Source organism: Burkholderia arboris (assembly GCF_038723655.1).
Lineage (GTDB): Bacteria > Pseudomonadota > Gammaproteobacteria > Burkholderiales > Burkholderiaceae > Burkholderia > Burkholderia arboris.
This window is the reverse complement of record NZ_CP109821.1, coordinates 164,362-190,704: the sequence shown is the minus strand read 5'-3', so window position 1 is coordinate 190,704 and position 26,343 is coordinate 164,362. Positions and strand designations below refer to the sequence as shown.

General features: G+C 68.5%; 25 protein-coding genes, 1 tRNA gene and 2 riboswitches. Of the genes, 22 read left to right on the top strand and 4 right to left on the bottom strand.

Going from position 1 to position 26,343, the window contains the following annotated elements; genetic code table 11:
- Positions 1–24 precede the first annotated feature (24 nt).
- The 6 genes from OHZ10_RS00855 (at position 25) to OHZ10_RS00830 (ending at position 5,223) form a co-directional block, all read left to right on the top strand.
- On the top strand, positions 25–534 hold the full coding sequence (locus OHZ10_RS00855; RefSeq protein WP_059232734.1) for a phage major tail tube protein: 510 nt from the start codon (positions 25–27) through the stop codon (positions 532–534).
- A 74-nt stretch (positions 535–608) separates the two neighbouring features.
- Entirely contained in the window at positions 609–989 is a 381-nt protein-coding gene (locus OHZ10_RS00850) for a phage tail assembly protein (protein ID WP_059232735.1), read from the top strand.
- A gap of 8 nt (positions 990–997) precedes the next feature.
- The gene (locus OHZ10_RS00845) at positions 998–1,111 is read left to right on the top strand and encodes a GpE family phage tail protein (protein WP_006484104.1); all 114 of its coding nucleotides are present in this window, start codon (positions 998–1,000) and stop codon (positions 1,109–1,111) included.
- A 15-nt stretch (positions 1,112–1,126) separates the two neighbouring features.
- Entirely contained in the window at positions 1,127–3,700 is a 2,574-nt protein-coding gene (locus OHZ10_RS00840; protein ID WP_342703369.1) for a hypothetical protein, read from the top strand.
- A gap of 24 nt (positions 3,701–3,724) precedes the next feature.
- Entirely contained in the window at positions 3,725–4,156 is a 432-nt protein-coding gene (locus OHZ10_RS00835; RefSeq protein ID WP_059232737.1) for a phage tail protein, read from the top strand.
- Entirely contained in the window at positions 4,153–5,223 is a 1,071-nt protein-coding gene (locus tag OHZ10_RS00830; protein ID WP_059232738.1) for a phage late control D family protein, read from the top strand. Before OHZ10_RS00835 ends, OHZ10_RS00830 begins: the two co-directional genes overlap by 4 nt.
- 174 nt (positions 5,224–5,397) lie before the next feature.
- Here OHZ10_RS00830 and OHZ10_RS00825 read toward each other — a convergent pair whose 3' ends face one another.
- Together OHZ10_RS00825 and OHZ10_RS00820 are read right to left on the bottom strand one after the other, a co-directional pair.
- Complete coding sequence (locus OHZ10_RS00825) at positions 5,398–5,694, bottom strand: hypothetical protein (protein WP_059232739.1); 297 nt, start codon at positions 5,692–5,694, stop codon at positions 5,398–5,400.
- Between the two features lie 316 nt (positions 5,695–6,010).
- Positions 6,011–6,430 carry a hypothetical protein gene (locus tag OHZ10_RS00820; RefSeq protein WP_059236517.1) on the bottom strand — a complete coding sequence of 140 codons (420 nt, stop codon included), beginning with the start codon at positions 6,428–6,430 and terminating at the stop codon, positions 6,011–6,013.
- 162 nt (positions 6,431–6,592) lie between these two features.
- Here OHZ10_RS00820 and OHZ10_RS00815 point away from each other — a divergent pair, with 162 nt between their 5' ends.
- The 7 genes from OHZ10_RS00815 to OHZ10_RS00785 all read left to right on the top strand — a co-directional run bounded on the left by OHZ10_RS00815 (position 6,593) and on the right by OHZ10_RS00785 (position 12,205).
- A complete protein-coding gene (locus OHZ10_RS00815) occupies positions 6,593–6,808 on the top strand; it encodes a hypothetical protein (RefSeq protein ID WP_059232740.1) in 216 nt (71 codons plus the stop codon).
- 181 nt (positions 6,809–6,989) lie between these two features.
- Positions 6,990–7,238, top strand: a complete 249-nt coding sequence (locus OHZ10_RS00810) for an ogr/Delta-like zinc finger family protein (RefSeq protein ID WP_006485448.1) — start codon at positions 6,990–6,992, stop codon at positions 7,236–7,238.
- Between the two features lie 128 nt (positions 7,239–7,366).
- Positions 7,367–7,630 carry a hypothetical protein gene (locus OHZ10_RS00805; RefSeq protein WP_342704354.1) on the top strand — a complete coding sequence of 88 codons (264 nt, stop codon included), beginning with the start codon at positions 7,367–7,369 and terminating at the stop codon, positions 7,628–7,630.
- A gap of 5 nt (positions 7,631–7,635) precedes the next feature.
- Entirely contained in the window at positions 7,636–10,428 is a 2,793-nt protein-coding gene (locus tag OHZ10_RS00800; protein ID WP_256086029.1) for a toprim domain-containing protein, read from the top strand.
- Entirely contained in the window at positions 10,425–10,796 is a 372-nt protein-coding gene (locus OHZ10_RS00795; RefSeq protein ID WP_174993415.1) for a hypothetical protein, read from the top strand. The genes OHZ10_RS00800 and OHZ10_RS00795 overlap by 4 nt, the downstream gene beginning before the upstream one ends.
- A 9-nt stretch (positions 10,797–10,805) precedes the next feature.
- Positions 10,806–11,261, top strand: coding sequence for a helix-turn-helix domain-containing protein (locus OHZ10_RS00790; RefSeq protein ID WP_338083538.1), 456 nt, complete (start codon positions 10,806–10,808; stop codon positions 11,259–11,261).
- Positions 11,174–12,205, top strand: coding sequence for a site-specific integrase (locus tag OHZ10_RS00785; protein WP_342704352.1), 1,032 nt, complete (start codon positions 11,174–11,176; stop codon positions 12,203–12,205). The genes OHZ10_RS00790 and OHZ10_RS00785 overlap by 88 nt, the downstream gene beginning before the upstream one ends.
- A 54-nt stretch (positions 12,206–12,259) precedes the next feature.
- On the opposite strand, the gene OHZ10_RS00780 is transcribed toward OHZ10_RS00785, so the two are convergent.
- Positions 12,260–12,335: transfer RNA gene (locus tag OHZ10_RS00780), tRNA-Arg, on the bottom strand.
- Positions 12,336–12,587: 252 nt separating this feature from the next.
- Between OHZ10_RS00780 and OHZ10_RS00775 the strand changes: the two genes are divergently transcribed.
- Positions 12,588–13,469, top strand: coding sequence for a c-type cytochrome (locus OHZ10_RS00775; protein ID WP_342703361.1), 882 nt, complete (start codon positions 12,588–12,590; stop codon positions 13,467–13,469).
- An 83-nt stretch (positions 13,470–13,552) separates the two neighbouring features.
- Here the strand turns inward: OHZ10_RS00775 and OHZ10_RS00770 are convergent, their stop codons facing one another.
- On the bottom strand, positions 13,553–15,640 hold the full coding sequence (locus OHZ10_RS00770) for a UvrD-helicase domain-containing protein (protein ID WP_342703359.1): 2,088 nt from the start codon (positions 15,638–15,640) through the stop codon (positions 13,553–13,555).
- A 286-nt stretch (positions 15,641–15,926) separates the two neighbouring features.
- Between OHZ10_RS00770 and OHZ10_RS00765 the strand changes: the two genes are divergently transcribed.
- From OHZ10_RS00765 to OHZ10_RS00730, 8 genes are all read left to right on the top strand, one after another.
- Entirely contained in the window at positions 15,927–16,634 is a 708-nt protein-coding gene (locus OHZ10_RS00765) for an SGNH/GDSL hydrolase family protein (protein WP_059232763.1), read from the top strand.
- Between the two features lie 244 nt (positions 16,635–16,878).
- A complete protein-coding gene (locus OHZ10_RS00760) occupies positions 16,879–17,931 on the top strand; it encodes an oxidoreductase (RefSeq protein WP_059232764.1) in 1,053 nt (350 codons plus the stop codon).
- A 200-nt stretch (positions 17,932–18,131) separates the two neighbouring features.
- The gene (locus OHZ10_RS00755; protein ID WP_059232765.1) at positions 18,132–18,500 is read left to right on the top strand and encodes a hypothetical protein; all 369 of its coding nucleotides are present in this window, start codon (positions 18,132–18,134) and stop codon (positions 18,498–18,500) included.
- 120 nt (positions 18,501–18,620) lie between these two features.
- A riboswitch (glycine riboswitch) is annotated at positions 18,621–18,723 on the top strand.
- Between the two features lie 34 nt (positions 18,724–18,757).
- Positions 18,758–18,891: riboswitch (glycine riboswitch) on the top strand.
- A gap of 83 nt (positions 18,892–18,974) precedes the next feature.
- Positions 18,975–20,093 (top strand): glycine cleavage system aminomethyltransferase GcvT, encoded by a 1,119-nt coding sequence (gcvT, locus tag OHZ10_RS00750; RefSeq protein WP_342703356.1) that lies wholly within the window; start codon positions 18,975–18,977, stop codon positions 20,091–20,093.
- Positions 20,094–20,207: 114 nt separating this feature from the next.
- Positions 20,208–20,588, top strand: a complete 381-nt coding sequence (gcvH, locus tag OHZ10_RS00745) for a glycine cleavage system protein GcvH (protein ID WP_059232767.1) — start codon at positions 20,208–20,210, stop codon at positions 20,586–20,588.
- 65 nt (positions 20,589–20,653) lie between these two features.
- On the top strand, positions 20,654–23,581 hold the full coding sequence (gcvP, locus tag OHZ10_RS00740; protein WP_059232768.1) for an aminomethyl-transferring glycine dehydrogenase: 2,928 nt from the start codon (positions 20,654–20,656) through the stop codon (positions 23,579–23,581).
- A gap of 151 nt (positions 23,582–23,732) precedes the next feature.
- Positions 23,733–24,875 (top strand): alginate lyase family protein, encoded by a 1,143-nt coding sequence (locus OHZ10_RS00735; protein WP_342703353.1) that lies wholly within the window; start codon positions 23,733–23,735, stop codon positions 24,873–24,875.
- A gap of 30 nt (positions 24,876–24,905) precedes the next feature.
- Positions 24,906–26,294, top strand: coding sequence for an L-serine ammonia-lyase (locus OHZ10_RS00730; RefSeq protein WP_340623697.1), 1,389 nt, complete (start codon positions 24,906–24,908; stop codon positions 26,292–26,294).
- Positions 26,295–26,343: the final 49 nt, after the last annotated feature.

Genomic DNA, 26,343 nt, shown 5'->3' with positions numbered 1-26,343 from the left:
CGGCCTCACCAGGAGTCAAACACGATGGGTATGCCTCGCAAACTCAAGGGATTCAACCTGTTCCAGAACGGCGAGAACTTCGTCGGCCAGGTTGTCGAAGTCACGCTGCCGAAGCTCACGCGCAAGATGGAGGACTACCAGGGCGGCGGCATGAGCGGTCCGATCAAGATCGACTTCGGGCAGGAAGGGATCCAGCTCGAATGGACCTGCGGCGGCTTCATGCGCTCCGTGCTCGGTCAATACGCGATCACGAAGCACGACGGCGTGCTGCTGCGCTTCGCCGGCGGCTATCAATCCGAGGATTCGACCCAGGTCGACGCGATCGAGATCGTGATCCGCGGCCGCCATAGCGAAATCGACCCGGGCACCGCGAAGTCGAAGGAAGACACCGCGTTCAAGGTCACGACGGTCGCCAGCTATTACAAGCTGTCCGTGAACGGCCAGGACGTGATCGAGATCGACTTCGTCAACATGATCGAGAAGGTCAACGGCAACGACCTGTTCGCGGCGCTGCGCAACGCGATCGGGCTGTAATCCGCCGCCCGGCCGGTTACGCCGGCCGGGCCGGCCCGCGCCCTCCCCCCCGACAGATCACACACAGGACCACCATGAATCCGATGCAACCCGACGCCGCCGCGAACGACCTGCAGGCCGATGCGCCCGCCGTGGCCGCCACCGCGACGCCCGAACAGGACGATCCGGCCACCCACACGCTCGATACGCCGCTCGTGCGCGGCAACCAGACGATCACGTCGATCTCGCTGCGCAAGCCGAAATCGGGCGAACTGCGCGGCGTGTCGCTGTCCGACCTCGTCAGCCTCGACGTGGCTGCCCTGTCGAAGGTGCTGCCGCGCATCAGCTCGCCGATGCTGACCGAAGCCGACGTCGCCAACATCGACCCGGCCGACCTCGTGCAACTGGGAGGCATCTTCGCCGGTTTTTTGATGCCGAAGGCCGTGAAATCCCGACTGGCCTCCCAGACCGCATAGAAGACCCGATGGCGGACATCGCGACGGTGTTCGGCTGGACACCGCCCGTGATGGACGCCTTCAGCCTGGCCGAGCTGATGGACTGGCGCGAGCGCGCGCGAGTGCGTGCCGGCGCCCAATGAGCGAAACGATCGACGATGGACAACACCACGAAACTGCGCGTCATGTTCGACATGGTCGACAACATGACGAAGCCCCTGCAAATGATGCTGACCGGCAACCGGGGGCTGGCCGATTCGCTGCGGGCCACCCGCCGCGAGCTGGACGACATGGCGAAGACGCAGAAGCGCATCAGCGAGTTTCGCGACCTGCGCAGCGGTGTGGCGCGAACGGCGACCGACCTCAAGGCGGCGAAGATGCGCGCCGGGGAGCTGCGCGTGTCGCTGCGCGAGTTCGGTCCACCGTCGCGCCAGATGATCGACGACTTCGCCAGGGTACAACGCACCGCCACGGATCTGACGGCCACGCAAGGCAGGCAGGTCTCGCGCATCCGCGAACTGCGCACCCAGCTCGTCGGCGCGGGCATCGACACGCGCCATCTCGACCAGCACGAATTCGCGCTGGCCACGAACAGCGCGCGACGCAGGTCGAAGATGACGGCCGACACGGACGCGTTCGACGACGCGCGCCGCAAGCGCGCCGAAGCCAGGCGCGCGAAGATCGACGCGCTGAGCGGCATCGGCGAGAAGTGGGCGAAGCGCGGCGAGTCGGTCAAAAGCGTCGGCAAGAACATGCTCGGCATGCTGTCCGATCCGCTCGACGCCGCGAAGCAGGCCGAAAGCGAAACGCTGCGCATGCGTGCGCAAGGCGCATCGGCCGACGCCGTGAAGTTCGCGCGCGCGCAGCAGGCCCGGGGTCAGTCGACCATCGACAACCTGGCGCTGATGCGCGAATCGCTGACCGCGCTCGGCGGCGACGAACAGCATGCGCGGGTCGCGCTGCCGCTCATGTCCTCGATGAAATTTGCGAACGAGGCGCTGTACGGCAAGGACGACGCGAAAGCGAACGTCGACAAGTTCATGAGCATGCTGAAGGTGATCGACCTGCGCGGCGGCACGAAGAGCGAAGCGGCGTTCGGCGCCGAAGCGAACATCGTGCAGAAGATGCAGACGGCGACCGGCGGCAAGGTCAGCGGCGACGAGTGGAACAACTTCGCCGAATCGGGCGGTAACGCGGCGAAGAAGTTGCGCACGGACGCGTTCTATTACCAGATGCAGCCGCTCATCGAGAAGCTTGGCGGCAAGTCGGCCGGCGCAGGCCTGGCCGCGCTGTCCGGCAGCGCGCTCGAGGGCAAGGCGACCGCGCTCGCCGCGCAACGGCTGGCGGCACTCGGCCTGGTCGATCCGAAAGGGCTCACGCACCGGAAGAACGGTGCGATCGGCGGGCTCAAGCCGGGCGCGCTGGCAGGCAGCGACATGCTGCAGGCGTCCCCGTTCGAGTGGCTCGAAAAGGTGCTGCTGCCGAAGCTGGCCGCCAAGGGGATCACGCGCCCCGACAAGGTAAAGGCCGAGCTGGCGAAACTGTTTCCCGACAAGGCCGCGGGGAACCTGCTCACGACGATGTACGACCAGCGCGAGCAGATCCACGACACCGAGCGGCAAAGCGCCGCCGCCGACGGCATCACCGGAATGCGGGCGAAGGCCGCGGATTCGACCGCGGGCCGCGAGCTCGCCGTGCTCGCGCAGTTGCGCGACCTGAAGCTCGAGATCGGCGAGAAGATCACGCCGATGTACAACGCGGCGCTGGACGTCACGGCCACCGTGCTCGGGAAGATCGTGAAGTTCGTGCGCGAACACGGCACGGCCACCCGCATCCTCGTCACGGCCTTCGCAGGGCTGAGCGGCGTCCTCACCGTCGCCGGCACGCTGGCAAGCGTCTTCGGCAACGTGCTCGGGTCGGTGAACGTGCTCCGCTTCGCAACGTCGATGGTCGGCGCGCTCAGGCTCGTCGGGCAGGCATTCATGCTGCTCGGCCGGCTCGCGCTGGCGAATCCGCTGATGTTCGTGATCAGCCTGATCGCGATGGCCGCCGTCTATATCTGGCAGAACTGGGACACGCTCGGCCCGAAGTTCCTCGCGCTGTGGGAAACCATCAAGGACGCGTTCGGCGCGGCCAGCGACCGGATCACCGCAAAATGGGACGCCACCGTCGAGTGGGTGAAGACCGCGCTCGGCGGCATCGGCGACTGGTTCGGCGACCTCGGCACGCGCTTCCAGGAAATCGGCGCCAGCCTGGTGTCTGGGCTCGTCGACGGCATCAAGAGCCGCTTCGCCGCGCTGAAGGAGACGGTCGGCGGCCTGGGCAGTTCGATGCTCGGCTGGGTCAAGGAAAAACTCGGCATGCAGGCTTCGACCACGCCCGACGACGGCACGGCAGGCGCAGCCGCCGGCGCCCCGTCGCTCATGACCCGCACCGCCGCCGCGCTCACGACCACCGCCGCGCTGGTCGGCCCGCCCGCGTTCGCCGCGAGCCCGGCGATCGCCGCTGCCGCCCCGCTCGCGCGCTACAGCGTGTCGCTCGACTACCGCCCGCCGCTCACGACGCCGGCCGCCGCTGCCAGCAGCGCCGCCCCCGCGGCCGGCCCCGTCACCATCAACATCGCGCCGCCGCCGGGCGCCGATGCGGCCGAGATCGCGCGCATGGTGCGCGCCGAGCTCGAACGCGCCGAACGCGCGAAGGCGTCGCGCGCCGGCTCGCGCCTGTCCGATTGATCGTTCGTTGAAGGAAACCCGCCCATGATGATGTCGCTCGACCAGTTCGTTTTCAGCCTGGCGACCACGCCTTACCAGGAGCTTCAGCGCCAGCGCAACTGGAAGCACCGCACCAGCTCGCGCATCGGCGTGCGCGACGCGAGCCAGTTCACCGGCGCCGGCGACGACACGATCACGCTCACCGGCATCGTCGCGCCCGACAACGGCATCGGCGAGATCGCGTCGATCGACGCGCTCGCCCGCATGGGCGACGCCGGCGACGCGTACGTGCTCGTCGACGGCAACGGCAACGTGTACGGCGCATACGTCATCGACAGCCTCAACGAAACGGCCACGTATCACACGAAGGAAGGCATTCCGCGCAAGATCGCGTTCACGCTGACGCTGAAGCGCGTCGACGACGGCGTGCTCGCCGAAGCGCAACAGGACGACGAAAGCGGAGCAGCCGAGCAATGAGCACGCAGGAACGCAAGCCGGGCGACGCGCAGGCCCGCGCGGGCCGCGTGCAGCCGCAGGCCGACTATCGCATCACGCTCGACGGCCGCGACCTGTCGCGCCTGATCGCGCCCAACCTCATCAGCCTGTCGCTGTCGGAATCGCGCGCGGACGAGGCCGACATGCTCGACCTGGTGCTCGACGATGCACAGGGCGCGTTCGCGATTCCGAATCGCGGCGCCAGCATCAAGCTGTCGATCGGATGGGTCGGCGAACCGCTCGTCGACAAGGGCGCGTTCACGGTCGACGAAGTCGAGCACAGCGGCGCACCGGACGTCATCACGATCCGCGCACGCTCGGCATCGATGACGAACGACATGCACGAACGCCGCGAAAAAAGCTGGCACCGGCAGACGATCGGCGCAATCGTGCGAACCATCGCCGCACGCTATGGGCTCACGGCCGCCGTCGACGCGACCCTCGCCGCGACGCGGATCGACCATGTGGACCAGACGCAGGAGTCCGACATGTCGTTCCTGACGCGCCTCGCCAGGCGTTACGACGCGGTGATGACGGTGAAGGACAAGCACCTGCTGTTCACGCCGATCGGCAGCGGCAAGACGGCCAGCGGCAAATCGCTCGACGTGCTGGCGATCACGCGCGCGAGCGGCGACCAGCATCGCTATCACGTCGCGCAGCGCGACAGCTACACGTCGGTGCGCGCGCACTATCACTCGAACGGCAGCGCCAAGCGACTGTCGGTGGTCGTCGGCGATGCCAAAGGCAAGAACGCCAAGGTACTGCCCGAGGATTACGCGACCGAGGCCGAGGCCCGCGCGGCCGCGCAGGCCGACTATGCGCGCACGCAGCGCGGCCAGTCGACGCTGAGCTATACGCTCGCGCTCGGCCGGCCCGAGCTGTTTCCCGAGATGCCCGTCACCGTGACGGGGTTCAAGCCGGACATCGACAACACACCGTGGCTGGTGAAGAAAGCGACGCATACGATCGGCGAAGGCGGGTTCACGACCGCGCTCGAACTCGAAGTGCGCGACGCGCCGAAGAAAAAGTCCCGCTCCGGCAAGCGCTGACCGGCGGGCCGGCGGCGGAACGGCCGCCATGCGCGATCGCACGTCGTCGATCGCGGCGGCGCATTCGGGATTTCGGCGGGATGGGAGGCGAGGCAACGCGCGGGAGGCGCGGCTCGGATTCGCTGCGGCGGCCGGAGCGAATGCCGGCCTGCGAGGATCAGGGGTGGTCGCGGTTCAGCTCGATTGCTGACGCCCGCCGAGTGTCATGCGCACGTCGCGCGCGTCGCCGCATTGCTGCAAGGTGGCACGCGCATCGCGCAGATTGGCCATCGCCTGCAGCGCGGCCTCGAGCACCTGCCCGACCGACAGCATCGCGTTGTCGATCGCGGCGTGCGCGTCGGCCCGCTCGTCGTCGGTCAGGTCCGAACGATATCGCGGCGGGCCCATCGTCAATCCACGCGCGTCCGCGCGATGGTCGGCATGCGCCGACGCGCCGATCGTCCCGTTGTCGTGCTTCCTGTTGGTGTCCATTTTTCCGGTCTCCGCAAACTCAGTCATCAACCGGGGGCCGCCTGACACGACGACGCGCCTCGGAACGCCCCGCCGCCAGCTCACCGGCTTTCAGAATGCTAAACCAATACTGTATGGATATACAGTGTTTCGTCCGATTTTATCCGATGCCCTTGCGCGGTGCGCCGAGGGCGCCGCCGCGGCATCGAGAAACGGGGAGATGGATCGCCGCTGCCGTCGTACATGCAACGGATTGATCGGGTAGGGGCCGGCCGCGCGTGTCGCGCCGCGTGCACGCGTGCCTGATGGCGTTGCGGGGCGTCGCCACGCCGCCGCGTTACTTCTTCGGTTGCTTCGTCGCGCGTTCGGCCTTCAGCCGTTCGATTTCGGCCATCGCACGATCGACGTTTTCCGCCGTGCGCTGATCGAGCGCCGCGCGGCGCTTCTCCGGCACGCGCTTCGCACGCCGTGGCGCCGCGGCCTGCACCATCGCGCCCGTGCTGATGCAGCTCGCGAGGAACGCGTGCAGCGATGCCTTGCCGGCGTCGTTGAGCTGCCGGTACATCGCGAGCACGTCGGCTTCGTCCGCGTCACGGGTGCCCGCCTCCGTCGCCGCCTCGCCGGCAACGAGCCGCTCGCCGGTCAGCACGTAACCGATATCGACGCCGATCGCGCGGACGGCCAGCAGATAGGTCGCGTCGGGAGCGCGCTCATCCGACTCGTACGCCGATTGCGAGCGTCTCGCGACACCGCCCACGGTCGCAAACTCGTCCTGGCTGAGCCCGATCCGCAAGCGCTCGTCCCGCAAGCGACTCCCGATTTGTGTCATAAATTACCCATTAACAATTGACGCGCTGTTTTTTGCTCATTAGACTAGCCTCACCGTAACGCAAGACTAACTCCGCAAAGTATACCGACCATGACCACTTCCAAAGGCCCACGCCGTTCGCCGCGCGGCACGATGTCGGACAAGCCCGTCTACGTGGGGCTGACGCCCGTCGAGCGCGGCGAGCTCGAGCAGCTCGCGGCGCAGCGCAACCGCTCGATCTCGAGCATGGCGCGCGAACTGATCCGCATCGGCGCCAGCCATCTGCGCGCGATCGCGGCACCCCGCTCCCGCGGCGCGCGCCACTGAGCCGGAACGCCTTCATGTCCGCTGCTTTCGAATGCACCCGACCGTCCGCGCCCGCAGCGTCGATTGTGAGCTGCGCGAGCGCCCGCATCCATCCGCCGTCCGGCCAACGCTGCAGCCTGGCCGGCCGCACGCCCCGCGACCGGACCGGCCGTGCGCGGTCTCCCGCCCGGAGTGAGCCCTCATGCGCATCCTGAACCGCTGCCCGCACTGCCGCACGCGCGCCACCGCACGCAGCAGCCGTGAAATGTCGCTGACCTTCCGCGAAATCACGTTCCAGTGCTCGAATCCGGAGTGCGGCCACACGTACGTCGTCAACATGGAATTCGCGCGCACGCTGTCGCCGTCTGCGATCCCGAACCTGTCGTTGCAGTTGCCGCTCTCGCCGCACGTGCGCGAACGCCTCGCCGCGCAGCTCGAGCTGCCCGTCTGACGCCCTAACCCGTCACCCTCTTCCGCTTCCCTCGCATCGTGCCTGTACGGCGCGAGGGATCGCTTTTGCCATTGAAAGGATTCCTCATGATCTCGAACCGCGCGGGCCGCGGCCCGGAGGCACCCGGCATGAACCGCCACGCCGAACCCGCACCGCACGACGTTGCGCTCCGGGCCGCGATCGCGGCGGCCGCCGACACGCTGTGCTTCGATCACGCGCCCGGCAGCGTCACGCGTCAGCGCACGCTCGGCCGCTTCGTGTCGGCGCTCGCCGATCGCCTCGCGCTCGGCTTCCCGCAATCCGCCGCCGCGCTGCGCGCGCTCGCCGCGTCACCGGCCACGACGGGCAATCCCGCGCACCCCGCACAACCGCAACCCGAACGGCAGCAATGACGACGATGGCTTCGATCGACGAACTGAAACGACACATCGACCTGCACGACCTGGCGGGCCGTCTCGGCCTGAAGCGCGGCCGCGGCGGCGACCGCGCGCTCTACCACTCGCCGCAGCACGCGGACCGCAGCCCGTCGCTGTCGATCTATGCGAACCACCCGAAGTACGGCACCGGCTGGCGCGACCACAGCGCCGATGCCGGCGGATCCTGCATCGACCTGGTGATCCACGCGCGCGGCGGCACCGTCGCCGACGCCGTCCGCTATCTCCACGACACGTACGGCCTCCCGTCCGAGCGGCCGGCACCGGCGGAGCGTCGCGAGAAATCGACCGTCGAGTACATCGCCGACCGGTGCGCGGCCGAGCGCGAGCGCGTGCGCGACTACCTCGGCGGCCGCGGCATTGCCGCCGCGGCGATCGACGCGGCACTTGCCGCGCGCACCCTCGGCTTCAATTCGTGGACAAGCCCGAAGATCGCCGCCGGCGAAGTCGGCCACGGCGGCCCTGCGGCCGCCTTCATCGTGCGCGCACCAGGAGACGCACGCGTCGTCGCCGTCGACATGCGCTACGTCGATCCCGCCCTCAACGGTGACGTCAAGACGCAGACCCAGGGCGACAAGGCCGGCTACGCGTGGACCGCCGACGCGCGCCGGCTCGACCGCGCGAAGCGCGTGGTCGTCGTCGAGAGCGCGATCAACGCGCTGTCGATCGACACCTGCGCGCTGCCCGGCACGGCCGCGCTCGCGCTGCGCGGCCTGGCGAACGTCGAGCGCATCGACTTCACGTTCCTGCGCGGCAAGCAGGTCACGATCTGCCTGGACAACGACGAGCCGTTCGCGGACGGCCACCCGCGCGCCGGGCAGCGCCCCGGCCCGGAGGCCGCGTGGGCTCTTCACGAACGGCTGACGGCACTCGACATCAGCGCCGTGCTGGTCGACCAGTCGGACTGGCTCGCGGATCTGGCGGACGGCGACGCCGCACGCACGCCGATCAACGACGTGAACGACTACCTGCAACTGCGCGGCCCGGCCGGCCTGGCGCGCGCGCTCGACCAGCTCGAACCCTGGCTGGTCGCCGGCCTGCCCGGCGACGCGTCGCGCCGCGGCCGGCCGCGCATCTTCCTGCCGCCGCACGACTTCGCGCAGTACTGGCGGTTTCGCGTGCGGCCGGATTTCACGAGCTACATCACCAAGATGGATCGCAACGAGGAATCGGGCGTCGACACGCCCGTGACGACGGATCTGTGCGGCTTTCGCATCGCCGGCATCAGCCGCGTGGCCGTCGCGAGCGCCACCTCGACGATGACGGGCGACGCCGACCAGGCGCCCACCGTCTACTTTGCGGTGTCGGTGCAGGCGCCGCGGCACGGCGCGCAGCTGATCCGCCGCGTGATGCTCGACGACCAGCTGCACAACGTCGACCAGTGGGGCAAGTTCGGCCCGATCTGGGCGCCTGCGCCGTTCAAGCGGATGGTGAACATCCTGGAGCGCGGCGCCGACCTGGGCGCGCGCCGCGCCGCGAACTTCGTCGGGCTCGCGTGGCGCGACGGCCGGCTGATCGTCAACGAAGGCCCCGACTGCTACTTCACCGAAGCGGACAAGCAGTGCCCGTACCACAACCTGACGTTCCCGGGCGGCCCGGTGAGCGATGCACGCCGCGTGATCTCGGCCTACCAGACGACGTTCCGGCAGAACGCCGCGACGATCCCGCTCGTGTGGGCGCTCGGCGGCCATCTGAAGGCGCTGCTCGGCTTCTGGCCGCACCTCACGATCCAGGCGAACAAGGGCGCGGGCAAGTCGACGCTCATCAAGCGGCTCGAGCGCTCGCTCGCGTTCACGATGTTCTCGGGGCAGTCGCTGCAGACCGAGTTCCGGCTGCTGACCAGCATCAGCCACACGAGCCACCCGGTCGGCTGGGAAGAGCTGTCGGCCCGCCGGCAGGACGTGATCGACAAGGCGGTCGGGCTGCTGCAGGAGAACTACCAGTACACGGTGACGCGGCGCGGCACCGACATGACCGAATACCTGCTGTGCGCGCCCGTGATGCTCGCCGGCGAGGACGTGCCGGTGCGCAGCCTGCTCGGCAAGCTCGTGCGCACGACGCTGACCGGCAAGCGCGGGCCGCTGCTGCCCGACGACCTGCCGCGCTTCCCGGTCCGGCAATGGCTCGACTTCCTGACCGGGCTCGACCGGCGTGCGGCGCTGGATCAATACGCGACGCTGCGCGACAAGGCGCTCGCCGGCTGCCGCGCCAGCGGCGAGGACGACGGCGCGCGGCGCATGGCCGGCAACTACGCGGCGGTCGGACTCGCATGGCGCTACCTGTGCGAGTTCGCCGGCATGGACCCGAGCGAAGGCGATTTCCCGCGCGACCTGATCGCCGAGATGAACGGCCACGTCGCGGAAACGAGCGCCGACCGCGAACCGTGGGTCTGGATCATGGAGACGGTGCTGTCCGAAATCGACGGCGGCAACTACAAGCATCCGTACACGTTCGACACCGTCGACGGCGAGTTCTGCCTGCTGCTGCGCACCGGGCACGTGATGGATCACCTCGCGCACACGAGCGCGCTACGCGACAAATGGAACGGCCTGCCCGTGAAGTCCGACCGCGTGTTCAAGGCGCAGCTCAAGCACGCCGGTGTCGTGGTCGGCGAGAAGGAGGTCGAGCGCCGCATCTACATGCGCCGCGTGCCGTATCTGACGCCGGTGTCGCTCGAGCGCCTGGCCGCATTCGGCCTGCACGTGTCGGTTCGCGAGGACCTGGCGACCGACGCGCTGCAAGGAGGCCGCGCATGACCCGCGCCCCGGCAACCCGGCTGGCGGGCTCCGGATGCGACGGGGAGCCGGCAGGCAGCGCATGCGAGTCGTGGATTTCGGCGGTCGATGCTCGCAAGTCCTTGATTGTCGAGGGAACTGCCGCCTTGCGTTGCACGGCAATCGCCACGAGTCACACCGCTTTTGCCATGAGTCCGGCTGACCCGCGGGCCGCGGCGGCCTCCTTTTCTTCTCTCTTCAAAGTATTGAAAGAAAAGAAGAAAGAGGACGCGGAAGCCGCAGCAACCGGCCGCCATCGCACACCACGAGTCGGGCGCGCGCTGCCATCGGTCGCGATCGATGCCGCCGTTTCGCGCCACGGGTCCGGCGCGGCCGCCACGCGTGAATGATGGCAACCGATGGCAATCAAATCTCTTGAATATCAACGTGTTATGCGCACTTCACACGCCATCCATCATTCCACGAGTTGCGCTGCGTGCCAGCCCGGCGCACGGCCTGCCGACGACGCGAACGCGGCGACCGTCGACTTGCCCGGCGCCGCGGCCCTGCTCGGCGCACATCCCGAAACGGTGCGCCTGAAGGCCCGGGCCGGCATGCTGCCGGGCCGCAAGGTCGGCAAGCGCTGGATCTTTTCCATCATGGCCCTGCAGCGCTACCTCGCCGGGGAATGGCTCCCGAGCGCCGCGCAGGACGATCGGCAACCGCAACAGGAAACCCGCCCATGTCGCTCTACAAACGAACAACCAGCCCGAACTGGCAATACAAGCTGTACCCCCCTGGCGGCGGAACGCCGATACAGGGAAGCACTGGCACCCGCGACAAAGCGCAGGCCCAGGAATTCCACGACCGGCTGAAGGTCGACCTGTGGAACCAGGCGCGGCTCGGCACGAAGCCGCGCCATTCGTGGAACGATGCGGTCGTCCGTTACGTGGGCGAGCGCTCGGGCCTCGCGAGCCTGGAGACGTCGAAGATCCATCTGCGCTGGCTCGACCGGCACCTGTCCGGCGTCGCGCTGGCCGATATCGACCGGAGCCACGTCGATGCGATTGCGCTCGCCAAGCGTCGCGAGCCGCGCACGGTGCGCACGCGCCACGGTGTCGTCGAGACCGGCCGGCCCGTCAGCGACGCCACCGTGCGCCGCGTGATCGGCGTGCTGAAAGCCGTCCTGAACGCGGCCGTCGAATGGGAATGGCTGGCGCGCGCGCCGGTCACCAAACGCGCGAAGGTCGTCTCGAAACGCATCCGCTGGCTGACGCCGGCCGAGGCGGAGCGGTTGCTCGCCGAACTGCCCGCGCACCTCGCCGACATGGCGCGCTTCAGTCTCGAGACCGGCTTGCGCCGCGCCAACGTGACCGGGCTGCAGTGGTCGCAGGTCGACCTCGCGCGGCGCGTCGCCTGGATCCATCCCGATCAGGCCAAGGCCAGGAAGGCGATCACGGTGCCGCTGTCGGACACCGCGATCGCCGTGCTGCATCGTCAGCGCGCGACCCCGCGGGCGCCGGACTGCACGGACAGCGTGTTCGTCTATCGCGGCAAGCCGGTTCACCAGACGGCCACGGCCGCCTGGGCCAAGGCGCTGCAGCGCGCCGGCCTGCACGACTTCCGCTGGCACGACCTGCGCCACACCTGGGCGAGCTGGCACGTGCAGCGCGGCACGCCGCTGCAGGTGTTGAAGGAACTGGGCGGATGGGAAACGATGGAAATGGTGCAGCGGTACGCGCACCTGTCGGCCGATCATCTGGCGCAATGGGTCGCGCCGCTGACGGCCGAGCCGATGCCGATCCCGGCTGCAATTTAGCTGCAACGGTGCTGCAAGACGATGGGGGAAAACCGCTGAAAACCTGATCAGGCTTGGCGCGCCCGGCTGGGATCGAACCAGCAACCCCTGCCTTCGGAGGGCAGTACTCTATCCATTGAGCTACGGGCGCGTGAGACAGTGAAGCGACCCCATATTACAGGCCGCCCACGATTGGCAAGACGGCAAGGATACCCGGTTTCCCAAGACGCGTCCACCTTGCCCGACGAATCGCCGCCGGGCCATGCTGCGTGCGGGTAAACACGCGCCATCGGACCGCTCGCCGTGATGTAAACGTTCCGTCTATAATCGTCCGTGCTTCATTGGACTGCCATTTTGCCGTTGCACCGCGCTCACAATTCCTATTCATGGAGACGAGGCAAGCATGAGCGAAGCACCCCACGAATCCCCCGTCAAAACACCCGGGCAGCTGATTGCCGTCATCATCGCGTCGTTCGCGATTCCGATCATCCTGATCGTCCTGTTCGCCAACTATGCGAACCATGCGTTCCGTTCCGGCGCCGGCACGGACGCGCTATCCGACGAGCAGGTCGCCGCGCGGATCGCGCCATTCGCGAAGGTCGACGTGAAGGACGCCAACGCGCCCCGCACGTACAAGACCGGCGAGGACGTCTACAAGGCTGTCTGCGTGACCTGTCACGGCACGGGTGCCGCTGGCGCACCGAAGTTCGGCAACAAGGACGACTGGGCACCGCGCATCTCGCAAGGCTTCGACACGCTGCTGAAGACGGCCCTCGCGGGCAAGGGCGCGATGCCGCCGCGCGGCGGCACGAGCCCCGACGACGTCAGCGACTATGAAATCGCCCGCGCGATCGTCTACATGGCGAACAACGACGGCGCGAACTTCCCCGAACCGGCCGCGCCGGCCGCCAATGCAGCGCCCGCCGCCGGCGCCGCCGCATCGGGCGCCGACGCGTCGAACGCGCAGGCTGCCGCTGCAATGGCCGCGATCGCCGCGATCCCGAAGGCCGGCGAAAAGCCCGCCGCCGCTCCGGCCGCCGATGCGGCAACGGCCGGCAAGGCGCTGTATTCGTCGACCTGCGTGGCCTGTCACGGGGCCGGCGTACTCGGCGCACCGAAGTTCGGCAGCAAGGAGGACTGGGCGCCGCGCCTGAAGGACTCGATGGATTCGGTCTACAACTATGCGCTGCACGGCAAGGGCGCAATGCCGCCGAAGGGCGGGTCGAACGCGTCGGACGCCGACGTGAAGGCGGCCGTCGACTACATGGTCAACGCGTCGAAGTAGCCGCGCCGGGCCATCCGTAAAAAACCCCCGCGACGCACGCGCATCGCGGGGGTTTTGTCTTTCCGGTCCACCGGACCGCCGCATCACTTCTGCAGCAGTGCCTTCAGGCTCGCGAGCCGGTCCTTCGGCGACATCGGCGCCTCTTCCGGCGTCGGCGGCGGCGCTTCGTCGAGCCCCATCTCCGGGATGAAACGCGACGGCTCGCACACCACCGTCTCGCGCGCCCGCTTGCGCTTCTTGCACCAGTTCAGGTGCAGGCTGCGCTGCGCGCGCGTGATCGCGACGTACATCAGCCGGCGCTCTTCCTCGATCCGCTCGCTGTCGATCGGGCCGTCGTCCTCGCTGCCGCCGCGGTGCGGCATGATGCCCTCCTCGACGCCGACCAGGAACACGTGCGGATACTCGAGCCCCTTCGACGCATGGACGGTCGACAGCCGCACGGCGTCCGGATCCTCTTCCTTGCCCTCGAGCATCGACATCAGCGCGACGGTCTGGATCAGGCCGAGCAGGTTCTTGCCCGTATCGGCGAGCCCGTCCGCGTTGTGGAAGCCTTCGGCCTCGCCGTCGACGGCCTCCGTGTCGGGCTTGGTGCCCTTGCGCTTCAGCCATTCGAGGAATTCGAGCACGTTCTGCCACTTCGACTGCGCCTGCCGCTCGTCGAACGCGTCGTACAGGTACGCCTCGTAGTGGATCGCCTCCATCATGTCGTCGAGCACGACGGTCGCGGGCTCCTTGTCGGCGCGCTCGGTCAGGCGCTGGATGAAATCGCAGAACATCCGCAGCGGCTCGACCTGGCGCGCCGACAGCCGCGCCTCGATCCCGCCCATGTACACGGCCTCGAACAGCGACACCTTCGCCTGCCCGGCGAACGAGCCGAGCGCCTCGAGCGTCGTGTTGCCGATCCCGCGACGCGGCGTCGTGATCGCGCGGATGAACGCGGGATCGTCGTCGGCGTTCGCGATCAGCCGCAGATACGCGCACAGATCCTTGATCTCGGCCTTGTCGAAGAACGACTGGCCGCCCGACAGCACGTACGGGATCCGCTCGCGCCGCAGCACCTGCTCGAAGATGCGCGCCTGGAAGTTGCCGCGATACAGGATCGCGTAGTCGCGGAACTGCGCGCGCCGCTCGAACTTGTGCGCGGACAGCCGGAACACGACCGATTCGGCCTCGTGCTCCTCGTCGTTGCACGGCGTGACGGTGATCGAATCGCCCATCCCGTGCTCGGACCACAGCTTCTTCTCGAACAGCTTCGGGTTGTTCGCGATCACGTTGTTCGCGGCGGTCAGGATCCGCACCGTCGACCGGTAGTTCTGCTCGAGCTTGATCAAGTGCAGCTTCGGGAAATCCTTGCCGAGCTGCGCGAGGTTCTCGAGCGTCGCGCCGCGCCAGCCGTAGATCGCCTGGTCGTCGTCGCCGACCGCCGTGAACGCGGCGCGCGGGCCTGCGAGCAGCTTCACCAGCTCGTACTGGCACGCGTTGGTGTCCTGGTACTCGTCGATCAGCAGGTAGCGCAGCTTGTTCTGCCAGCGGTCGCGCACCTGCTCGTTCTTCGCGAACAGCTCGGCCGGCAGGCGGATCAGGTCGTCGAAGTCGACCGCCTGGTACGCATGCAGCGTCGCGACGTAGTTGCGGTAGACGATCGCAGCCTGGTGCTCGTCCTCGTTGGCCGCGATCGCCATCGCCTCGTCGGGCATGATCAGACCGTTCTTCCACAGCGAGATGATGCTCTGGATCTTGCGGATCAGCCCCTTGTCGGTCGTACCGAGCTGCTCCTGGATCATCCCGAAGCAGTCGTCCGAATCCATGATCGAGAACTGCGGCTTCAGCCCGACGTGCTCGGCCTCCTGCCGCAGGATCTGCACGCCCAGCGAATGGAACGTGCAGACGGTGAGCTGGTTGACGGGCACCTTGCGGCCTTCCTTGCCGGGCGTGGTGAGCGTCTTGCCCTCGAGCAGCTTCGACACGCGCTCGCGCATTTCGGCGGCCGCCTTGTTCGTGAACGTGACGGCCGCGATGTGGCGCGGCTCGAAGCCTTTGGCTTCGATCAGGTGCGCGATCTTCTGCGTGATCACGCGGGTCTTGCCGCTGCCCGCGCCGGCGAGCACGAGACAGGGACCGTCGAGGTAGCGCACCGCTTCGTTCTGAGCGGGATTGAGGCCTGCTGACATGATGGCGGATGGTGTTGCGGTTGACGGCGGAGCGCCGGGAGGATGCCGTGCGCGGCAGGCTGGCGAAGCAGGCGGACACGCGGGCAGGACGCGCATGTTAACACGTCGGCGGCGCGTATTTCGGGAGCGCCGCCGGACGGGGCCGCGCAGGCCGACCGGCCGGGCGCGCCCTGTCCGTCCGGCCAATCCGGCCCCGTTCGCGCACCGATCGGCCACAATATGTTTCCCCCGGCGCCGCCCGCTCCGGCCCGATTTCATTCGCCTGAACCACTACCGGATCGACCTCATGGGATACCCGTTCGCCACCGCCGCCCTCGGCCCGCTGCTGTTCGCGCAAGGCCGCTACGTGCGCCGCGTCACGCCGCGGTTGCCCGAGGCGGCTGGCCCGCGTGACGGCGTAGCCGGCGACGGCCCGCCGCTGCGCGTACTGGTGGTCGGCGATTCGGCCGCCGCGGGCGTCGGCGTCGCCACGCAACGCGACGCGCTGTCCGGGCAACTGGTGAACGCGCTGGCGGCCACGCACCGCGTGAGCTGGAAGCTGCTCGCACGCACGGGCCTGACCACGCGGGAACTCGTCGACTGGCTCGCCGCCGAACCGGCCGAACCGTTCGACGTGGCCGTCACGTCGCTCGGCGTCAACGACGTAACGGGCGGCGTGCCGCCGGCACGCTGGCTGGCGCAGCAGGCCGAGCTGGTCCGCCTGCTTGCCGCACGCTTCCGGGTCGGGCACGCGATCCTGTCGGCAGTGCCGCCGATGGAGCGCTTCCCGGCGCTGCCGCAGCCGCTCGCGTGGTACCTCGGGCTGCGCGCGAAGCGGCTCAACGCGGCACTCGCCGGCTGGGCGGGCGCGCAGCCGCATTGCACGTTCCTGCGGGTCGACCTGCCGCTCGAGCGCCACCTGATGGCCGCCGACGGCTTTCATCCCGGCGCATCCGCATGCGCGACGTGGGCCGCGCAGGTCGCGGCGTCCGTGCGGCAGCGGGCGGCTGGATGACGCGGCTCGATCGCGGCTCGATGGCCGCGCGCCGGTCGTTCGTCCGCCCCCGGGCAGGCGGCCATATCGGGCACGGTGCGCGGGCCTGCGCAAAACGCCGCCGTTCCTTGCGCAAGCGCCGCATCGCATCGCGCGTTTCGCCCAACGCGTCTGTGCAAGCGGCGGCGCCATGCCAAAATAGCCGGTCGTCTTCGCGCCGTTTCGGCGCGCCATCCTTTAGTTTCCTTCGCAGCCAGGGATTGCCATGTCGTCATTGCTCAGGATTGGTTTGATGGGTTTCGGTTTCGCCGGCGCGACGTTCCACGCGCCGGTGATCGCCACAAGCGGCCGCACTGAAGTCGCCGCGATCGCGACGGGTCAGCCCGATCGCGCGCAGGCCGCGTATCCGGGCGCGCGCGTCGTCCCCGATCTCGACACGCTGCTCGGCCTCGACGACATCGAGTGCGTGGTGATCGCCACGCCGAACGACACGCACTTCACGCTCGCGCGCCAGGTGCTCGAAGCCGGCCGCCACGTGGTCGTCGACAAGCCCGTCACGCTCACCGCCGACGAGGCGCTCGCGCTCTCACGCCTCGCGAACGCGCGCAGCCGGCTGTTTGCGCCGTTCCACAACCGCCGCTGGGACGGCGACTTCCTCACCGTGCGCAACATCGTCAAATCGGGCGAACTCGGCCGCCTCACCTACTTCGCGTCGCACTTCGACCGCTTCCGGCCGACGCCGCGCACGCGCTGGCGCGAGGAACCGGCCCGCGGCGGCGGCCTGCTGCTCGACCTCGGCCCGCACCTGATCGACCAGGCGCTCGCGCTGTTCGGCCTGCCGGAAACGGTGAGCGCCACCGTCAAGACGCGCCGCGACAACGGCACGGCGCCCGATTTCGTCCACCTGCTGCTCGGCTATCCGGACAAGGACGTCGCGCTGCATGCGAGCGCGCTGTCGGCGATCGAGCCCGCGCGCTTCACGCTGCACGGCACCCGCGGCAGCTACCAGAAGTTCGGACTCGACACGCAGGAAGACCAGCTGAAGGCCGGCCTCACCGCGGACGACGTCGAATTCGGCGGCGGCAACCCGCCCGGCCTGCTGCGCGTGCTCGACGGCGACGTCGAGGTCGAACGCCCGGTACCGACGCTCGACGGCCAGTACGCGGAGTTCTACCGCGCGCTCGCCGCGTCGATCCGCGACGGCGCGCCGTTCCCGGTCACCGCGCAGGATGCCGTCGACGTGATGACGATCATCGAGCTCGCTGCGCAGAGCGAGCACGACGGCCGCCGGCTGCCGTTCGTGCGCCGCACCGTATGATGGCCGCCGGCCGGGTCGGTGCCGACCCGGCCACTGCCGCCATCCCGCGCCGCACGCGGGCAGCGGCCCTGCGTCAGCCGCCGCGCCGGCACGGTCCCGAACATTCCGTTACAAATGGTGCGGGAACGAAAGTCAGCGGTCGCCCGGTCTGATGCGTTTCTCAAAAAGTCGATCCGACACCAATCCGTCAGGAGAATGTGATGCAACGGTTGATTCGCGCAGCAGCATGCTGCGTCCTGGTTTCCTCGCTCGCGGCCTGTATCGTGCAGCCGCAGCGGCCGGTCCGACAGGCGCCTCCGCCCCCGCCGCGACCGAATCCGCAGGTCGTCGCGAACGACCGCATGCAGGAGGTCCAGGGCCGGATCGACAACCTGCACCGCCGCATCGACGCGCGCGTGAACGGCGGCTACTACCCGCCGCCGTACGGCGCACAGCTGCACCACCGCCTCGACGTGATCCGCCAGGAAGCGAGCGACATGTCGGCCCAGCACAACGGCGGCCTGTCCGGCGACGAGCAGCGCGTGCTGAACCAGGAACTCGACACGGCCGCACGCGCGATCGGCGAGTAACGCGCCGGTGCCCGCGCCGGCCGGCGCGGAGAAAAGCGGCGGCACCGGCTGCCGCCGCTTGTCGCGAAGCGACATTCTTTTGCCCAAATTGACAAGGCCCACCTGCTCGCGTACAGTCGCCCGCACGCGTCGGGAGAGCGTGTGACCGGGTGGTTTCGCCACCGGTTGCGCCGCCGAAGGGGCACACCCGCAAACTCTCAGGCAAAAGGACCGACCGCGTCGGGGAATTGCGTCCGCGCATTGCGCGGGCCACACACTCCCCGCACTCTGGAGAGCGGCAGTAGCCCGCAGCGCATTGGCTGCGCGGGCAAGCTGCCCACCGAAGGGGCGCGCGTTCGCCGGGCTTTGCCCGCAGCGCAATCTCTCAGGTATCGAGGACAGAGGGGCATGTACCGGATCGCTTGAGGCCATCGGCCGCGGCGGTCGGCACATGGCCGTTCTGATCCGCGCGCAAGCGCCTTGCCTGAGGCCTCGATGACTGCACTGAATCACACCCCGCTCAACGCCGCGCACCGCGCGCTCAATGCCCGCATGGTCGACTTCGGCGGCTGGGACATGCCCGTCAACTACGGCTCGCAGATCGAAGAACACGCAGCCGTGCGCACCGACGCCGGCATGTTCGACGTGTCGCACATGTGCGTGGTCGACTTCACCGGCAGCCGCGTGCGCGCATTCTTCGAGCATGCGATCGCGAACAACGTCGGCAAGCTCAAGACGCCCGGCAAGGCACTCTACTCGTGCCTGCTCAACCCGCAGGGCGGCGTCATCGACGATCTGATCGTCTATTACTTCACCGAAGAATTCTTCCGCGTGGTCGTCAACGCCGGCACCGCCGAGAAAGACATCGCGTGGTTCAACCAGCTGAACGAGCAAGGCGGCTACGACCTCACGATCGCGCCGCGCCGCGATTTCGCGATCGTCGCCGTACAGGGCCCGAACGCCCGCGAAAAGGTGTGGGCCACGGTGCCTTCCGCACGCGCCGCCACCAGCGAGCTGAAGCCGTTCAACGCCGCGCAGGTCGCCGCCACGCCGTTCGGCGATCTCACCGTCGCGCGCACCGGCTATACCGGTGAAGACGGTTTCGAAGTGATCGTCCCGGCCGTGCACGTCGAAGCGCTGTGGACCGCGCTGCAGCAAAACGGCGTGCGCCCGTGCGGGCTCGGCGCGCGCGACACGCTGCGCCTCGAGGCCGGCATGAACCTGTACGGCCAGGACATGGACGACACCGTCTCCCCGCTCGACGCGGGCCTCGCATGGACGATCGACCTCACTGCGCCGCGCGACTTCGTCGGCCGCGCCGCCCTGGAAGCCAACGGTACGCGCGCCGCGTTCGTCGGCCTGATCCTGCAGAAGGAAAACGGCAAGGCGGGCGGCGTGCTGCGCGCGCACCAGAAGGTCATCACGCCGCACGGCGAAGGCGAGATCACGAGCGGCACGTTCTCGCCGTCGATGCAGGAATCGATCGCGTTCGCCCGCGTGCCGGCCGCCGTCCAGATCGGCGACCTGATCCAGGTGCAAATTCGAGACAAGAATCTTCCCGCGCGCGTGGTAAAACTGCCGTTCGTGCGCAACGGCAAGGTCCTCGCTGCGTAACGGCCGGGGGGCCCCTCCCGGTAAGCCGGGAGATGGCGCCCGGCGCAACCACATCCGGCGCGCCCCGGCGGCGTGCCAGCAAAACGAACAAACCCTTTTTATCAGGAGCATCCGATGAGCAACGTCCCGGCCGATCTGAAGTACACCGACGAACACGAGTGGATCCGCACTGAAGCCGACGGCACGCTGACGATCGGCATCACCGATCACGCGCAGAACACGCTCGGCGACATCGTTTTCCTCGAACTGCCGCCCGTCGGCAAGCAGGTGAAGGCAGGCGACGCGATCGGCGTCGTCGAATCCGTGAAAGCCGCGTCGGACATCTATTCGCCGGTGTCGGGCGAGGTGGTCGCGATCAACGCGGACGCAGTCGACACGCCGGAAGAGGTGAACAGCGACGCGTACGACACGTGGCTGTTCAAGATCAAGCTCGCGGCCGGCGCATCGACCGACAGCCTGCTCGACGCTGCCGCCTACTCCAAGCTGATCGACTAATTTCCTTACCCGAACCGCGCGGGGCCGGTCAGCCGCCCCGTCCCGCGCGGGACCAGAGTCACGCCATGAAGCTCGAACACCCGGACCGCCTGATGAACCGCACGCCCCTCTCGCTCGCCGCGCTCGAAACGCACGACGCGTTCGCCGAACGCCACATCGGCCCCGACGCCGCCAGCCAGCAGGCCATGCTTGACACGCTCGGCTTTGCGTCGCGCGCCGCCCTGATGGACGCCGTGATCCCGGCCTCGATCCGCCGCGCCGAAACGCTGCCGCTCGGCCCGTTCGCGCAGCCGAAGAGCGAGGCCGAAGCCCTCGCCGCGCTGCGGGTTCTCGCGGACAAGAACCAGGTGTTCCGCTCGTACATCGGCCAGGGTTACAACGACACGCACACGCCGGCCGTCATCCTGCGCAACGTGCTCGAAAACCCGGCGTGGTACACGGCCTACACGCCGTACCAGCCTGAAATTTCCCAGGGCCGCCTCGAGGCGCTCCTGAACTTCCAGCAGATGGTCGCCGACCTGACGGGCCTCGCGATCTCGAACGCGTCGCTGCTCGACGAAGCAACCGCCGCGGCCGAAGCGATGACGCTGCTGCAGCGTACCGGCAAGCCGGCGTCGAACGTGTTCTACGTCGCCGACGACGTGCTGCCGCAAACGCTCGAAGTGATCCGCACGCGCGCGCTGCCGGTCGGCATCGAGGTCAAGACGGGCCCGGCCGCCGACGCCGCGCAGGCAAACGCATTCGGCGTGCTGCTGCAATACCCGGGCGTGAACGGCGACGTGCGCGACTACCGCGCGCTCACCGAGGCGATCCACGCGGCCGGCGGCCACGTGGTCGTCGCGGCCGACCTGCTCGCGCTCACCGTGCTGACGCCGCCCGGCGAATGGGGCGCGGACGTCGCGATCGGCAACACGCAGCGCTTCGGCGTGCCGATGGGCTTCGGCGGCCCGCACGCCGCGTATCTCGCGGTGCGTGACGAATTCAAGCGCCAGATGCCGGGCCGCCTCGTCGGCGTGACGGTCGACGCGCAGGGCAAGCCCGCGCTGCGCCTCGCGCTGCAGACGCGCGAACAGCATATCCGCCGCGAAAAGGCGACGTCGAACGTGTGTACCGCGCAGGCGCTGCTCGCGATCATGGCCAGCATGTACGCGGTCTACCACGGCCCGCACGGCCTGAAGACGATCGCGCTGCGCGTGAACCGCATCGCGGCGCTGCTCGCCGCCGGCGTGAAGCAGCTCGGCTTCACGACCGCCAACGACACGTTCTTCGACACGCTGACGATCGACACCGGCGCGCGCACCGCGCAGGTCCATGAATTCGCGAAGGCCAAGCGCATCAACCTGCGCCGCGTGAGCGACACGCAAGTCGGCGTATCGGTCGACGAAACGACGACGCGCGATGACCTCGCCGATCTGCTCGCCGTGTTCGCGCAGGCCGCGGGCGGCACCGCACCGGCCGTCGACGCGCTGGACGCAGGCCTTGCCGGCGTCGCCGCGCTGCCGGCCGGCCTCGAGCGCACGAGCGCGTACCTGACGCACCACGTGTTCAACCGCCACCATTCCGAAACCGAAATGCTGCGCTACCTGCGCAGCCTGTCGGACAAGGATCTCGCGCTCGACCGCTCGATGATCCCGCTCGGCTCGTGCACGATGAAGCTGAACGCGACGTCGGAAATGCTGCCGGTCACGTGGCCCGAGTTCGGCGGCATCCACCCGTTCGCACCGGCCGAGCAGACCGTCGGCTACCGCGAGATGATCGACCAGCTCGAGCAGATGCTCGTCGCGGCCACCGGCTACGCGGCCGTGTCGCTGCAGCCGAACGCCGGCTCGCAGGGCGAGTACGCGGGCCTGCTGATCATTCACGCCTACCACGCATCGCGCGGCGAAGCGCATCGCGACGTGTGCCTGATCCCGGCATCCGCGCACGGCACGAACCCGGCGTCCGCGCACATGGCCGGCATGAAGGTCGTGGTCGTCGCGTGCGACGCACAGGGCAACGTCGACATCGCCGATCTGAAGGCGAAGGCCGACGAGCACGCGAAGGACCTCGCGGCGATCATGATCACGTATCCGTCGACGCACGGCGTGTTCGAGCAGAACGTCCGCGAGATCTGCGAGATCGTCCATGCGCACGGCGGCCAGGTGTACGTCGACGGCGCGAACATGAACGCGATGGTCGGCCTGACCGCACCGGGCCAGTTCGGCGGCGACGTGTCGCACCTGAACCTGCACAAGACCTTCTGCATCCCGCACGGCGGTGGCGGCCCGGGCGTCGGCCCGGTCGCGGTCGGCGCGCACCTCGCGAAGTTCCTGCCGAACCAGCGTTCGACCGGCTACTCGCGCGACGAAAACGGCATCGGCGCGGTGTCGGCCGCCCCGTACGGCTCGGCGTCGATCCTGCCGATCTCGTGGATGTACATCGCGATGATGGGCGCGAAGAACCTGACCGCCGCGACGGAAACCGCGATCCTCAACGCGAACTACATCGCGAAGCGCCTCGCGCCGCACTACCCGGTGCTGTATTCGGGCCCGGGCGGGCTGGTCGCGCACGAGTGCATTCTCGACCTGCGTCCGATCAAGGAATCGAGCGGCATCAGCGTCGACGACGTCGCGAAGCGCCTGATGGACTACGGCTTCCACGCGCCGACGATGAGCTTCCCGGTGCCGGGCACGCTGATGGTCGAGCCGACCGAATCGGAATCGCAGGAAGAACTCGACCGCTTCATCGCCGCGATGATCGCGATCCGCGACGAAATCCGTGCAGTCGAGGAAGGCCGCGCCGATCGCGAGGACAACCCGCTGCGTCACGCACCGCACACGGCGGCTGTCGTCACCGCGAACGAATGGCCGCACGCGTACTCGCGCGAGCAGGCTGCGTACCCGGTCGCATCGCTCGGCACGAACAAGTACTGGCCGCCGGTCGGCCGCGCGGACAACGTGTACGGCGACCGCAACCTGTTCTGCTCGTGCGTGCCGATGTCGGAATACGCATAACGCACGCCAGGCCCGGAGCCGCCCGATGGTGACCGCACCGCACGCAACCCGGGGTTGCGTGCGGTTTTTGCGTTCGCCGGGCGAACCGGTTCACGTTCCCCCGCCAATCCGGCTAACATCACACGCGATCCAGCCAATGAAGGAGTTCCGCATGGTGCGTCCGATGTTTCCGGGCCATGGTGCAGTCAAGTGGCGGCCGCGCACGCGCGCAGGCCGGTTCGTGCCGATGCTCGTCGCCTCGCTGTCGCTGGCCGCCGCCGGCCTCGGCGCATCCGGCCATGTGCGCGCCGCGATGAATTTCTGCGCGGCGCCGGCGCTGCAGGCGAGCGAGACGACGCAGGCCGAACCGGGCGTGCAGGCGCTGATCCGCAGTGTCGACGCGCGCATCGGCGAGCAGCCGAAGGCAATGGCGCGCGTGCACACCGAGGGCACGCTGCCGCACGAAGGGATCTACGACCAGAGCGCGGCCGCGCTGAAGGATCTCGACCTGATGCGCGACGCGGCGCTGGCGTGGCGCGTGACGAACGCGCCGCGCTACCTGCAGCTCGTCGACCGCTTCCTGTCCGCGTGGGTCGCGACCTACCAGCCGAGTTTCAACCCGATCGACGAGACGCGCTTCGACAGCCTGATCATCGCGTACGACATGACCGCGAGCGCACTGCCGGTGAAGACCCGCAACGCGACGGCCGCGTTCATCGCGAAGCTCGGCGCCGGCTATGTCGCGCAGATCGATGCGCAGAAGCGCCCGCTCGCCGGCACCTGGCGCAACAACTGGCAGAGCCACCGGATCAAGCTGATCGCGCTGTCCGCGTTCACGCTCGGTGACCGCAAGATGATGAACGCCGCGCAGCGGCTGTTCGTCGAGCATCTCGCCGACAACATCGGCCCGGACGGCAAGACGTGGGACTTCGAGGAACGCGATGCGCTGCATTACGCGGTCTACGATCTGCAGCCGCTGGTGACGGCTGCGCTCGCCGCGCGCCGCTTCAACCGCAACTGGCTGCGCGAACGCGGCGCGAACGGCGCGACGCTTGCGGCCGCGCTCGACTGGCTCGTGCCGTATGCACTCGGCGAGAAGACGCACGAGGAATTCGTGAATTCGCCGGTGCCGTTCGACGCGAAGCGCCGCGAGGCCGGCTTGCCGGGCTACACGGGGCAGTGGGACCCGAAAAACGCCACCGAACTCTTTCATCTGGCCGCGCGGCTCGACGGGCGCTATGCCCGCGTCGCGCAGCAGCTTTCCCCAACGCCACCCGCATGGCTCGCCGCGTGCCTGCCATTGCAGGCGCGCTAGCATTATTCTTATAGCAAGGCAGGTATCGAAATGGCAGTCAGCGTATTTGACCTCTTCAAGATCGGCATCGGTCCGTCCAGCTCGCACACGGTCGGACCGATGCGCGCGGCGCTGATGTTCGTCCAGGGCCTCGAGCGCGACGGGCAGCTCGATGCGACGGCGCACGTGAAGGTCGAGCTGTACGGCTCGCTCGGCGCCACCGGCAAGGGCCACGGCACCGACCGCGGCGTGATGCTCGGGCTGCTCGGCGACGCGCCCGACACCGTCGATCCCGAAACCATCGACGCGCGGCTCGAAGAAGTCCGCAAGTCGAAGAAACTCGCGCTGCTGGGCACGCATCCGGTGCCGTTCGTGCTGAAGGAGAACATCGCGTTCTACCGCCAGGCGCTGCCCGAGCATCCGAACGGGATGAAACTGCGCGCATCCGACGCGAACGGCGAGGTACTGATCGAGCGCACCTACCTGTCGGTCGGCGGCGGCTTCGTCGTGACGGCCGGCGCGCCGAACACGAAGGTGCTGAGCGCGGCCGAGCAGATGACGCACCCGTTCCGCACCGGCGCGGAGCTGCTCGCGCTGACCGAATCGACCGGCAAGTCGATCGCGCAGTTGATGTGGGACAACGAGCGCGCGTGGCACACCGAGGAGGAAACGCGCGACGGGCTGCTGAAGATCTGGGCCGTGATGCAGTCGTGCGTGTCGCGCGGTTGCGGGATCGGCAACCCCGATGCCGACGGCAACCTGCCCGGCCCGTTCCAGGTCAAGCGCCGCGCGCCGCAGCTGTACCGCACGCTGACGGGCAGCCCCGAGCGCGCGCTGCAGGATCCGCTGTCGATGATCGACTGGATCAACCTGTACGCGATCGCGGTCAACGAGGAAAACGCCGCCGGCGGCCGCGTCGTCACCGCGCCGACCAACGGTGCGGCCGGCATCATCCCCGCCGTGCTGCACTACTACACGCGCTTCACGCCCGGTGCGAACGAACAGGGCGTGATCGACTTCCTGCTGACGGCCGCCGCGATCGGCATTCTTTACAAGCTCAACGCCTCGATCTCGGGCGCGGAAGTCGGCTGCCAGGGCGAAGTGGGCGTCGCGTGCTCGATGGCGGCCGGCGCGCTCGCCGCCGTGCTCGGCGGCACGCCGCAGCAGGTCGAGAACGCAGCCGAAATCGGGATGGAACACAACCTCGGCCTCACCTGCGACCCGGTCGGCGGGATGGTGCAGATCCCGTGCATCGAGCGCAACGCGATGGCGTCGGTGAAGGCCGTCAACGCGGCGCGCATGGCGCTGCGCGGCGACGGCTCGCACTACGTGTCGCTCGACTCCGTGATCAAGACGATGCGCGAGACGGGCGCCGACATGAAGACGAAGTACAAGGAAACGTCGCGCGGCGGGCTGGCCGTCAATATCGTCGAGTGCTGATGCCGGACCCGGCGGCCATGCGGGACACTCCGAAGTCCCGCATGACCGC